The 12096-nt window shown below is 40.2% G+C and carries 10 protein-coding genes; 1 reads left to right on the forward strand and 9 read right to left on the reverse strand.

Translation table 11 applies throughout. From position 1 onward, the window contains the following. Nucleotides 1-311: 311 nt before the first annotated feature. The 9 genes from D0469_RS15200 to dnaA form a co-directional block, all read right to left on the reverse strand. Entirely contained in the window at nucleotides 312-1349 is a 1038-nt protein-coding gene (locus D0469_RS15200; RefSeq protein ID WP_325048963.1) for an HD-GYP domain-containing protein, read from the reverse strand. A 190-nt stretch (nucleotides 1350-1539) separates the two neighbouring features. Continuing rightward, nucleotides 1540-4116, reverse strand: a complete 2577-nt coding sequence (gyrA, locus tag D0469_RS15205; RefSeq protein ID WP_117327580.1) for a DNA gyrase subunit A — start codon at nucleotides 4114-4116, stop codon at nucleotides 1540-1542. Nucleotides 4117-4157: 41 nt separating this feature from the next. Then, nucleotides 4158-4373, reverse strand: coding sequence for a hypothetical protein (locus tag D0469_RS15210; protein ID WP_117327581.1), 216 nt, complete (start codon nucleotides 4371-4373; stop codon nucleotides 4158-4160). 106 nt (nucleotides 4374-4479) lie between these two features. After that, a complete protein-coding gene (gene gyrB, locus D0469_RS15215) occupies nucleotides 4480-6402 on the reverse strand; it encodes a DNA topoisomerase (ATP-hydrolyzing) subunit B (protein ID WP_117327683.1) in 1923 nt (640 codons plus the stop codon). Nucleotides 6403-6505: 103 nt separating this feature from the next. Beyond that, nucleotides 6506-6754: an extracellular matrix regulator RemB gene (gene remB, locus D0469_RS15220; RefSeq protein ID WP_117327582.1), complete on the reverse strand. Its 249-nt coding sequence runs from the start codon at nucleotides 6752-6754 to the stop codon at nucleotides 6506-6508. Between the two features lie 12 nt (nucleotides 6755-6766). Continuing rightward, nucleotides 6767-7885 (reverse strand): DNA replication/repair protein RecF, encoded by a 1119-nt coding sequence (recF, locus tag D0469_RS15225; RefSeq protein ID WP_117327583.1) that lies wholly within the window; start codon nucleotides 7883-7885, stop codon nucleotides 6767-6769. 20 nt (nucleotides 7886-7905) lie between these two features. Continuing rightward, on the reverse strand, nucleotides 7906-8118 hold the full coding sequence (gene yaaA, locus D0469_RS15230; protein WP_117327584.1) for a S4 domain-containing protein YaaA: 213 nt from the start codon (nucleotides 8116-8118) through the stop codon (nucleotides 7906-7908). 235 nt (nucleotides 8119-8353) lie between these two features. After that, nucleotides 8354-9490 carry a DNA polymerase III subunit beta gene (gene dnaN, locus D0469_RS15235; RefSeq protein WP_117327585.1) on the reverse strand — a complete coding sequence of 379 codons (1137 nt, stop codon included), beginning with the start codon at nucleotides 9488-9490 and terminating at the stop codon, nucleotides 8354-8356. Nucleotides 9491-9688: 198 nt separating this feature from the next. Next, nucleotides 9689-11038, reverse strand: coding sequence for a chromosomal replication initiator protein DnaA (dnaA, locus tag D0469_RS15240; RefSeq protein WP_117327586.1), 1350 nt, complete (start codon nucleotides 11036-11038; stop codon nucleotides 9689-9691). Between the two features lie 851 nt (nucleotides 11039-11889). On the opposite strand from dnaA, the gene rpmH reads away from it, so the two are divergent. Further along, on the forward strand, nucleotides 11890-12024 hold the full coding sequence (gene rpmH / locus D0469_RS15245) for a 50S ribosomal protein L34 (protein WP_066109727.1): 135 nt from the start codon (nucleotides 11890-11892) through the stop codon (nucleotides 12022-12024). Nucleotides 12025-12096: the final 72 nt, after the last annotated feature.

Below are 12096 nucleotides of genomic sequence, written 5' to 3' on the forward strand. Positions count from 1 at the left end.
CATTAAAACGTTGGCGCTTTGTTTTGTTCAGTTTTCAAAGAGCAATCTTTTTTACTCATCGCTCATAAGCGACTTTATAAGTCTATCATTTCATAATAAGAAAAGTCAACAACTTTTTAATTATGCTTGACTGACTTAGTTATTATAGCTGGAATAATATTTAAATACAAGGGAAAAGTAATAATTCCCTTATTTAACAGTAATGTAAGTATGGAATCCAGGACTTTGACGGATTTTTTTATCAAAAAAACACTAAGTTCATATAATAGCACTTAGTGTTCAGTATCAAATTATTTCTATGCTAATGAAAATTAAGCAATAATTTCATCAATATACAATTCTCGTTTTTTCTCTAAATGAAGAATTTCATTTGTTTCCATAACTTTTACCAATGGCCTTGTAGGTGAATTTGTTTCAATGAATAAAATTTCCGCTGTAAAACCATTGGAAAGCCTTACTCTACTTCCAATGGAAAAACTTGCGATGCCGGACATCAGTGCTTTAAGGGCCGCTATATCAAACTTTCCAAAATCATCATGCAGAATCATTTCCAATACCTTAAACGGTGAATGTTTCTTTCGATATATCCTTTCGGAAGTCAACGCGTGGTATACATCAGCTATGGCTACGATATTCGCAAATGGGTGAGGCTGCTGCCCTTTTCTTCCGGACGGGTAGCCACTTCCATCAAGCCGTTCATGATGCTGGAATACCGCAAATTTAACTCCCTCTTTCAAAAACGAACTATTTTGAAGCATTTTAAGGCCATGAATAGGGTGCTTTTTAATCTCTTCAAACTCGCTAAAAGTAAGAACCGTTTTCTTTTCAAGAATTTTTGGGGAAACTTTGGACATGCCGCAATCGCATAAACAGCCCCCCATAGCAACTTGCAATATATCTCCCGTCCCATAGTTAAGTTTTTTTGCAATAAAACCGCTCAATAACGCTACAGATACGGCATGGTGGAAGAAATACTCTTCCTTTGTTGAGTAATGATGTAACTGGAAAATATCGGCAGGATTTTCAAAAGCTTTGTTTAATAACGGGAGAACAATCTCTCGCACCTTGGTTGTGTCAACCGGACTGCCCGCTTGCCAGCTTTTAAATAGTTTTTTATAACTTTGTACAGCATTTAAATATTGGGTGTTGAAGGCAGTTTCTGTAGCTGCTGCTTCCGCTTCTTCATCTATGACTTCAGCAGGTATAAAGGTCCTGCCATCAATAAGTGTTTTTTCAACGCTGACTTCTATTACTAGAAATGCATGCAAAACCTCCAGTAAATCGTTATTTAATACAGTTTTCTTTGTCATTATTGGACGATTAGTTACACTGTACACGTCTTTCGCCAAGATACATCCTTCTTGTAAATATTGTGTTTTAACCCGCAAACAGTTCACCTCTGTAACAGTCAAATTAATACTACTTTGTTACTATATTACTTGATTATTTTTGTGAAGACTAGAAAAAAAACGGAGCTATATAGATAAAAAACGGCCCTGTACAAAGACAGGACCTCTAACAATAACCATGACAAACTTCTTATTCTTCCTCATTAATTTCTTCATCGGTTTCTTCCACAGCTTCTTCAGCTATTTCTTCAGTCAGCTTTTCTTCGGAACCCTCCGCAGAGTCTTCGGAAGGTAGTCCTTCCATCCCTCCAGTGAGTTCTTCTTCTTTTTCTTCTTCGCGTTCCAGAATTGCAACAGTTGAAACAAATTCATTTTCAGAAGCTTCTAGTCGGATCAGCTTAACACCCTGTGTATTCCGGCCGGTTCGGGAAATATATTCTGTCGCTGTCCGGATTACAACACCCCCGGCTGTCATCAGCATTAAATCTTCTTCCCCTGTTACCGTTTTAACAGCAACAACTGGACCATTCTTTTCAGTTACATTACAAGTAATCAAGCCAGTTCCACCGCGGCTTTGCATGCGGTATTCGGAAGCTGGGGTACGTTTTCCGTAACCATGTTTTGTAACGATTAGCACTTCAGCATCTTCTTCTAAAATTTCCATACCTACAACTTCATCTTCTTTGCGAAGTCGAATCCCTTTAACACCAGCTGCTGTCCTTCCCATTGTTCGGACATCAGTTTCCGGGAATCGAATCATCATACCATTCTTAGTACCGATGATAATATCTTTCTCACCATTTGTCAGGCGCACAGAAATCAGTTCATCTTCTTCATGCAAACTTAAAGCGATTAGACCGTTGTTGCGGATGTTGCCAAAGGATGAAAGTGGGGAACGCTTTGAAATTCCCTGCTTTGTCGTAAAGAATAGGAACCAGTCGTCTGCGAAATCCCGGACTGGAATAATGGCATTAACCCATTCCCCTTTTTCCACTTCCAGAAGGTTAATAAGCGGAAGTCCTTTGGCTGTACGGCCGTATTCCGGAATCTCGTAGCCTTTCGAACGATACACCTTCCCTTTGTTAGTGAAGAAAAGAAGGGTATCATGGGTTGAAGTTGTCAATAGATGCTCAACAAAGTCATCCTCATTTGTCCCCATTCCTTGTATCCCTCTGCCTCCGCGCTTCTGGCTGCGGTAAGTGGATACAGGAAGCCTCTTTATATAGCCGTTGTGCGTTAATGAAACAACAATGTTCTCAACCGGTATAAGATCTTCATCTTCTATATTTTCGAGACCGGTTACGACTATTTCGGTTCTCCGTGTATCATTAAAACGTTCTTTTATCTCAGCCAACTCTTCACGGATGATTTCCAAAACCTTTTCTTCATCCGCTAAAATGGCTCTTAGCTCAGCAATCAATGTCATTAAAGATTGGTACTCTTCTTCAATCTTTTCACGCTCCAACCCTGTCAAGCGCTGTAATCGCATATCAAGGATGGCCTGTGCCTGCTTCTCTGAAAGCGAGAATTGGGTCATTAAACCTTCCCTTGCGATATCGGTCGTTTGTGAGCTTCGAATTAATCGGATGACTTCATCAAGGTGATCAAGAGCAATTCGCAACCCTTCTAAAATATGGGCTCTCGCTTCAGCCTTGCGAAGCTCGAACTCAGTTCTGCGGCGTATAACTACCTGCTGATGAGCTAAATAATACTGCAGGCATTGTTTTAAGTTCAGAACCTTCGGCTGGCCGTCAACCAATGCCAGCAGATTGATTCCGAAGCTTGTTTGCATCGCAGTTTGTTTATAAAGGTTATTTAATAGTACATTCGCATTAGCATCCCGTCTTACTTCAATCACAATCCGCATCCCGTTGCGGTCTGACTCATCGCGAAGGTCGGTAATTCCATCAATCCTTTTGTCTCGGACTAGCTCGGCGATTTTTTCAATTAACCTTGCTTTATTTACCTGGTAAGGCAATTCATTAACAATAATAACCTGTTTGCCATTCGATTTCTCCTCAATCTCAACCTTGGCACGAATCGTGATGGAGCCTCTTCCTGTTTCATATGCTTTTCTGATCCCGCTTCTTCCAAGGATCAATCCGGCTGTAGGAAAATCAGGACCGGGAATAATCTCCATTAATTCCGCAATGGAAATGTCTTCATTCTTGCTTATTGCTAATACTCCATCGATTACTTCTCCTAATTGGTGAGGCGGAATGTTTGTTGCCATACCCACAGCAATCCCGGAGGACCCATTCACTAACAGGTTAGGAAAGCGGGCCGGCATTACGATTGGTTCTTTTTCGGAACCGTCATAATTTTCTTTATAGTCGATTGTGTCCTTATTAATGTCGCGAAGCAATTCCATCGCAATTTTGGACATCCTGGCTTCTGTATAACGCATCGCTGCGGCTGCATCACCATCAACAGAGCCAAAGTTTCCATGTCCATCAACAAGCATATAGCGATAGTTAAAGTCTTGGGCCATACGAACCATTGTTTCATATACAGCTGAATCGCCATGAGGATGGTATTTACCGATTACTTCTCCTACAATACGGGCAGATTTCTTATAAGCCTTGTCCGCTGTCATCCCTAAATCGTTCATTGCATAAAGAATCCTGCGGTGTACAGGCTTCAGTCCATCCCTAACATCCGGCAAAGCACGAGAAACAATTACACTCATCGCGTAATCCAGGAATGAGGTCCGCATCTCTTGGCTAATGTTAATTTCCTGCACATTTGATCTTTCTGTTTCTGACATGGAGCCAACCTCCTTCGAGAAGTTTTAAAACTTCCGATAATTTATAACATGAAAACGGGAAGCCCCGGCAAATGGACCATAGACTTCGTCTTTGGCACATCCCGTACGCCTCCTGCTCCTAAGAAAAACGCAAAAGCAAACTCCTGACAAAGTTCGCCTGCAAATGCAATAAGATTCTCAAACAACCTTTGTACTCGATCATCATCTGCACTGGGACGTCCACTAAACCTGCTAGTTTGCGGTGTGAGATGAGTCACTGCAGCAGCTTTCCTTTCTTATTTGTCATGGTAATTTTCCTGTGAAAATAGTTGCTGAGCGCTAGAGGTATCTATTTATAAAGTTAAAAAGATAAAATCTCTAATTTTAGATATCCAGGTTTTTTACATAAAGGGCATTGTCTTCAATGAAATTACGACGAGGTTCTACTTTGTCACCCATCAGAATTTCAAATGTTTCATCCGCTTCAATGGCGTCCTTCAGGCTGACCTGGAGCAGTGTCCGGGTTGATGGATCCATTGTGGTTTCCCAAAGCTGTCCAGGATTCATTTCCCCAAGCCCTTTATAACGCTGAATCCCCGGCTTTGGCTGAATCGGCAGCTCAGCCATAATAGTATCCAGTTGGCGGTCATTGTAGGCATATTCCACTCGTTTTCCCTGCTGAACCTTGTAAAGAGGCGGCTGAGCAATGTAGATATAACCGTGTTCAATAATTTTTCTCATATAACGATAGAAGAATGTCAGCATGAGTGTTCGAATATGAGCACCATCCACATCTGCATCCGTCATGATAATTATTTTATGGTATCTTGCCTTGGAAATGTCAAAATCTTCGCCGATACCTGTCCCAAGAGCTGTAATGATGGCCCGGATTTCATTATTGGATAAAATTTTATCTAAACGCGCCTTTTCGACGTTAATAATTTTACCGCGTAATGGCAAAATCGCCTGGAAATGTCGGTCACGGCCTTGTTTAGCAGAACCGCCCGCTGAATCTCCCTCAACAATATACAATTCGCTGATGGAAGGATCCTTGGATGAGCAGTCAGCCAATTTTCCTGGGAGACTGGAAACTTCCAATGCACTTTTCCTTCGAGTCAATTCACGGGCCTTCTTCGCTGCAAGTCGAGCCCTAGCGGCCATTAAACCCTTATCGACAATTTTTCTTGCGACCGACGGATTTTCGAGCATGAATTGATCTAACTTTTCCGCAAGAACAGAATCCGTTACTGTCCTGACTTCCGAATTGCCCAGCTTCGTTTTCGTCTGTCCCTCGAATTGTGGGTCAGGATGCTTAACTGAAATAATCGCTGTTAAACCTTCACGAACGTCCTCACCTGAAAGGTTGGCATCGGCTTCCTTGAATATCCCATTTTTTCTGGCATAATCATTGATAACCCTCGTAAGAGCCGTCTTAAAGCCTGACTCATGTGTTCCGCCTTCATATGTGTGAATATTATTGGCGAATGAGTATAAATTAGAGGTATAGCTCTCATTGTATTGCATAGCAATCTCAACCGTAATGCCATCCCTGTCGCCGCCCATATAAATCGGTTCTTCATGGAGGACTTCCTTGGACCTGTTCAAATGCTCCACATACGAACGGATACCGCCTTCATAGTAATATTCTTTTGTTTTGCCTTCAGGCCGCTTATCTTCAATCGCAATCTTGAGACCTTTGTTTAGGAAAGCAAGTTCCCGTAAGCGGGAAGCTAGTGTATCGAAATCATAAACCAATGTTTCAGTGAAAATTTCTCCGTCAGGAACGAAGTGAACAGTCGTCCCCGTCCGATCAGTGTCACCGACGACTTTTAAATCTTCCTTAGGGACACCGCGGTTAAATTGCTGATAATATATATTGCCATCACGGTGGACAAATACTTCCAGCACGGTCGAAAGGGCGTTAACGACAGATGCGCCTACCCCATGCAGACCGCCTGAAACTTTGTATCCGCCGCCGCCGAATTTTCCTCCTGCATGCAATACAGTCATAATAACCTCTACCGCAGGGCGTCCCATTTTTTCATGGATTCCGACAGGAATACCGCGCCCATTATCAACAACAGTAATGCTGTTATCCTCTTCGATCACTACTCGGATTTCATCACAAAAACCTGCCAAAGCTTCATCAATACTATTATCTACAATTTCCCATACTAAATGGTGCAGACCCTTAGCCGATGTTGAACCGATATACATTCCTGGACGTTTACGGACAGCCTCCAAACCTTCAAGGACCTGAATATTATTTTCATCATAAGATGGTGTTTGAACATCTTTTTGATCCATCGCCATTCCTAATCACCTACACTTTTCTCTGCTTATCGTTCTTTTATTTATTTTTAAGGTGCGGCTCACCTGTTTGTTTGCCTTATTTTCTTTCTATCTCTTATTAATCAAACAATATGGTCTTTTTTTGAGAGCGTTTCTTTAATGTGCCGGAAGACAGAGGCGAATAATAAATATGCTTGTCTGTAATGACAACAGATTTTATCGAACCTTTAGCAAGATTCAATGAAACTTGCTCTCTTTGCTTTAAAAAATCCTCCGTAATCGAAGATTGGTCAAAAAGCTGTTTATCTAAAATTGCGATTATGTCATCAGTCTTTATAAGGATGTCCTCACCAACATGAAGATACATGGAACCACTCCGTTATTTCAGCTTTTTCAAACTTCCCTGTTCCACCTCGAAAGTGGAAGCTTCTTTCAGTGTTTGATGGTCAATCCCTTCCACAGAGGTTGTTGTTACAAAGGTTTGTACTTTACCTTGAATGGTATTGAGCAAATGGGATTGGCGATAATCATCCAATTCTGATAAAACATCATCAAGCAGCAGGATAGGATATTCACCGATCTCTGAATGTATAAGTTCTATTTCAGCCAGTTTAAGTGATAGTGCGGTTGTACGCTGCTGTCCCTGTGAACCAAAGGTTTGAACATCTCTCCCATTAACAAAAAAAGTGAGATCATCCCGGTGAGGCCCAATTAAGGTGACACCTCTTTCGATCTCTCTATTTCTCACCTTTACGAACTTTTCTTGAAATATATCTTCCATTTTCGACATATCCATGCGTTCTGATACATCCAGGGAAGGCTTATATTCAATTTTCAGGGTTTCGAGACCCCTTGATATACCTGAATGAATAGGTTCAGCCCACTCTTGGAGAAGACTGAGGAACTGAAACCTTTTTTCAACAATTTTTACAGCGTAACCAACCATCTGTTCAGTTAAAACATCCAGCATTGTTGTGTCACTTTGTTTTCGTGTTTGAAGAAGCTTTAATAAGTGATTCCGTTGTTGAAGTATTTTATGATATTGGCTCATATCATGAAGATACACAGGAGAAACCTGGCCGATTTCCATATCTATGAACCTGCGCCTGACCTGTGGACTGCCCTTCACTAAGTGAAGATCTTCAGGGGCAAACATGACGACATTCATATTGCCGACATACTGACTTAGCTTGCGCTGCTCTATATGATTAAACTTCGCCTTTTTACCTTTTTTGGATATCGTAAGCTCCAAAGGGATAGACGTGTTTCTTTTTTTTACCCTTCCCTCTATTTTAGCATATTCCTGATCCCAGCGAATAAGATCTTTATCATTTGAGGTCCGGTGCGATTTTGCCAGGGCCAGCACATAGATTGATTCCATCACGTTAGTCTTGCCCTGGGCATTTTCTCCGAGAATTACATTCACTTTGTTCTCGAAAAAAACTTCGAGATCCTGATAGTTCCTGTAATTTTTCAGTTTTATCGTTTCAATATACATAATCGTTTGTTTTCCTTTGCTTAGCCCGTAATCAGGAAACTCCCTGTATTGGGAATTTCAACCCGGTCACCTGCTCTCAGTTTTCTGCCCCTGCGTGTATCAAGTTCTCCATTAATAAAAACTTCATGCTCACTTAAAAACCATTTAGCCATTCCGCCGCTTTGAATTACATCAGCAACCTTTAAAAATTGGCCAAGCGTTATATATTCGGTACTGATTTGAATTTCATTCATCCGTTCTTCACTACTTTCTTCAGGTAGTCTCTAATATATTATTTTACTAAATTTCAGTAAATTACACAAAGTATAGTCCGAATGTATAGGATATGGAAATAAAAGGAGAATTACACCTGACCAATAAATTAAAGAAATCTGAGTTGTCTGTTGAAAATGTTTTTTTTATAGCACAAAAGCTGCCAGGGAGAGAAACTGGCAGCTCATATAAGTATGGGTTTATACATGCAGCGGCTTAATAAGTCCGGACTGGAAGAATCAATTGAAGCATGCTATTGTCATGCAGCGAGCGAATTACGAAAGGTCGCATAGCACCAGTGAAATTAATTGTAATATCAGTACCTTCCAAAGCTTTTAAGGCTTCCATAACATATTTAGCACTGAACGAAATTTTTAGTTCTTCCCCATCAATTGACTGAGCCTGGATTTCCTCGACTACCTTACCAACTTCAGGAGTGTTAGAAGAAATTTCAATTACTTTTCCTTCAAGCGTCGATAGCTTGACAACATTATTGCGGCTTTCTCTCGCAAGCAAAGAAGCCCGGTCAATCGCTTGCAAAAATTCTTTTGTATGGACAGTCACATCAGTTTTGCTTTCTGCTGGAATCAGCCTTGATGTATCCGGATAGTTACCTTCAAGCAGCCTTGAAAAGAATAATAAATTCTTTGCCTTGAATAAAACTTGATTGTCAGTAATAACAATTGAAATTGGTTCATTATTATCATCAAGAATCTTGCTTAACTCATTTAAGCTCTTCCCTGGAATTACGACATTATATTCTCCCTTAACTTCCGTTTCAATTTTCGCCTTCCGCATTGCCAGACGATGGCTATCTGTTGCAATACAGGTTAATTCATCGCCTTCCACCTTCAAGTTTACACCTGTCAAGATAGGGCGTGTTTCTGAGGCGGACACTGCAAATACGGTTTGTCTGATTAGGGTTTTCAAAAGATCAGTAGGAAGTTTAAATGAATTTTCTTCCTCAACCTGGGGAAGATGCGGATATTCCTCGGCATCCAGTCCATTTAAATTAAACTCTGCCTTCCCTGATCGGATAATCGTTTGAAAATTTACCAGTACTTCTATTTCTACCGTATTTAGCGGCAGTTTTTTAACAATTTCACTGAAAAAGCGTGCATTTAGGACAATCTTACCTGTATCTTTAATTTCTACGATTTCATTGCCTTCTTCTTCAGCTGGTATGAAAGACTCAATTGAAATGTCTGAATCACTTCCAGTTAGTGTTACTCCATCTCTGGTAACATCTAATTTTATTCCGGTTAGAATTGGTATAGTCGTTCTGGAAGTAACTGCCTTTAAAACGTCCTGCACGCTTTGGACCAATCGGTCGCGCTGGATGGTGAATTTCATTTGATAATCCTCCAATGTGGTATATTTCAATTTTTAACTGCGTATATTAATTATTTTTTAAAAAATATAGTAATAGTAGTAATAGGGCCTGTTGATTTGTGGATAACTCATGAAAAAGCAAGGAAAAACAGTCTATCCACATGTGGACAGACTGTGAGTAAGTCAATGAGAGTTATTCACATAATTCACGTGATCAAACTATACGCGCAACCGGTCCTGGATTTCCTTAACCTGCCTTTGCAGTAAAGAATCTGTCTGCATCAGCTTTGAAATTTTTTCATGGGCATGGATTACGGTTGTATGGTCTCTTCCGCCAAATTCATCACCTATTTTGGGCAAAGAGGAATCTGTTAACTCCCGGGAAAGATACATAGCAATCTGCCTTGGGAATGCAACCGACTTTGTCCGTTTCTTCGCTTTGAAATCCTCCAGCTTTACGCTATAGTGCTCGCCTACTGTTTTCTGAATTTCAAGAATGGTAATAATTCTAGGCTTCGAGCTTGGAATTATATCCTTTAATGCCTCTGCTGCAAGATCCGCATTGATATCTTTATTAATCAATGAAGAATAGGCCACTACCCGAATTAATGCACCCTCCAGCTCACGGATATTGGAATCGATCTGATTTGCAATGTAAAGCATAACTTCATTTGGAATATCCAAACCTTCCGCTTTTGCCTTTTTACGCAAAATAGCAATTCTTGTTTCAAGATCGGGGGGAGTAATATCGGTTATTAAACCCCATTCAAAACGGGACCTGAGCCTGTCCTCAAGTGTCGGAATTTCCTTTGGAGGCCGATCACTGGAAATAACAATTTGCTTGCTTTCTTCATGAAGTGTATTAAAGGTATGGAAAAATTCTTCCTGCGTTTGTTCTTTTCCAGCCAGGAATTGAATATCATCTATCAGCAAAACATCAACACTTCGATACTTATTGCGAAAGTCAACCGCTTTATTGTCACGGATTGAATTGATAAACTCATTAGTAAACTTTTCCGAAGACAAATAAACAACCTTTGCCGAAGGATTATGCTCTATAACATAGTGGCCAATTGCATGCATTAAGTGAGTTTTTCCCAATCCAACTCCCCCATAGATAAACAGGGGATTATAAGCCTTTGCCGGTGCCTCAGCAACAGCAAGGGAAGCTGCATGGGCAAAGCGGTTACCCGAACCAATAACGAATGTATCGAATGTGTATTTTGGATTAAGCATATGTTGAGGCAGCTCGGTATGATCATCTTCCCGCCCTTTTGGCTTTTTAACTGGCGCCTGATAATCAAAATCTTCTTCTCCCTGGTTTGGAGGAATGATAAATTTTACTTCAAGCTCTTCACCTGTCAGCTCCAGGAGGATGTCTGCTATCAAGTGTGAATACCTTTCTTCCAGCCAATCGCGCGCAAACTCATTCGGTGCCGCTACCGTTAGCGTATCACCCTGCAACATATGGGCTTTAGTTGCCTTCATCCAAGTATCAAAGCTAGGCTTGCTAATTTTTTTCTCTATCTTTTTTAGCGTTTGGTTCCATAAAGCAGCAATATTTTCCATACTTGCCCTCCTTTCAGCGAGGAAATCCTATAAAAAAACAAAATAAAAAACACGAAAAACCCCGCGAAACGAACGGATAAGTTCTTCCTCATAGAGACATTCACTGTGATTTTATAGAAAAATAGTTTCAAAAAGGAAAATGTATAACTTTTGTACAACCAAAAAACAGGTAATACGGGTAAATGTAATTTTTATTCATTTGCATGAATGTGGAAAAATATATAATAAAGAAAGAAAACGGGTTTTCGACAATATCCACTATATGTGGACAAATCCATACACACGGTCTGAATATTCTATCCACAAGTTATTCACAATCTGTGGATAAAATGATTTTGGGGATAAAGTTATTCAGGGTGAAAACACAAATATAATATCAGATATTTAGAGAGGTTGCAATGGATTTTTGAGTTTATCCACAAGACTAAGTGGCTATGGGGAAAAACTTTTCCACAGCCCTGATTGTGTGAAAAACCTGTGAATTATGTCTGTGGATAGTAGAAAAATGTCGAAAAGATGTCCACAATGCTTTTAGGAAGATGAAAATGCTTCTAAAGGAAATTGAGATTGACCAGAAATGATCGATCCACTCTGGATTAGAGATTTCTTTATGAAGTTGACTGCTAAAATACCTTTCAAACTAAGTAACCAGGAAAATGGAATATGAATTTGACTTAAACCATGTTAGAATGGAGAAACCGTTTGTTTTGAATGAAGGAAAAATGAAAACAGGCGGAGAAAAATAGAATACGGTTAATATGAAAATAAAGAGCAGTTGACAATTTTGTACTGCCGTCTATATAATTAGTAAGACTGTCTTTAACTGTTATTCTCTTGGGAGGTGTCATATAATGAAAAGAACGTATCAACCAAATAAACGTAAGCACAGTAAAGTTCACGGTTTCCGCGCTCGTATGAGCACGAAGAACGGACGCAGAGTACTAGCAGCCCGTCGCCGTAAAGGAAGAAAAGTATTATCTGCCTAGGCCACTGAATTCTCTCAGTGGTCTTTTTTCTCATAGCAAGAAAGGCCAACGGCTAAAATCACCGCTTCCTCA

The organism is Peribacillus saganii, from assembly GCF_003429095.1.
In the GTDB taxonomy this organism is placed as follows: domain Bacteria; phylum Bacillota; class Bacilli; order Bacillales; family DSM-1321; genus Peribacillus; species Peribacillus saganii.

Coding starts and splice junctions, on each gene's coding strand:
- dnaA (WP_117327586.1), bottom strand. CDS start 11,038: ATGGAAAATATTGCTGCTTTATGGAACCAAACGCTAAAAAAGATAGAG.
- dnaN (WP_117327585.1), bottom strand. CDS start 9,490: ATGAAATTCACCATCCAGCGCGACCGATTGGTCCAAAGCGTGCAGGAC.
- recF (WP_117327583.1), bottom strand. CDS start 7,885: ATGTATATTGAAACGATAAAACTGAAAAATTACAGGAACTATCAGGAT.
- rpmH (WP_066109727.1), top strand. CDS start 11,890: ATGAAAAGAACGTATCAACCAAATAAACGTAAGCACAGTAAAGTTCAC.
- gyrB (WP_117327683.1), bottom strand. CDS start 6,402: ATGGATCAAAAAGATGTTCAAACACCATCTTATGATGAAAATAATATT.
- remB (WP_117327582.1), bottom strand. CDS start 6,754: ATGTATCTTCATGTTGGTGAGGACATCCTTATAAAGACTGATGACATA.
- gyrA (WP_117327580.1), bottom strand. CDS start 4,116: ATGTCAGAAACAGAAAGATCAAATGTGCAGGAAATTAACATTAGCCAA.
- yaaA (WP_117327584.1), bottom strand. CDS start 8,118: ATGAATGAAATTCAAATCAGTACCGAATATATAACGCTTGGCCAATTT.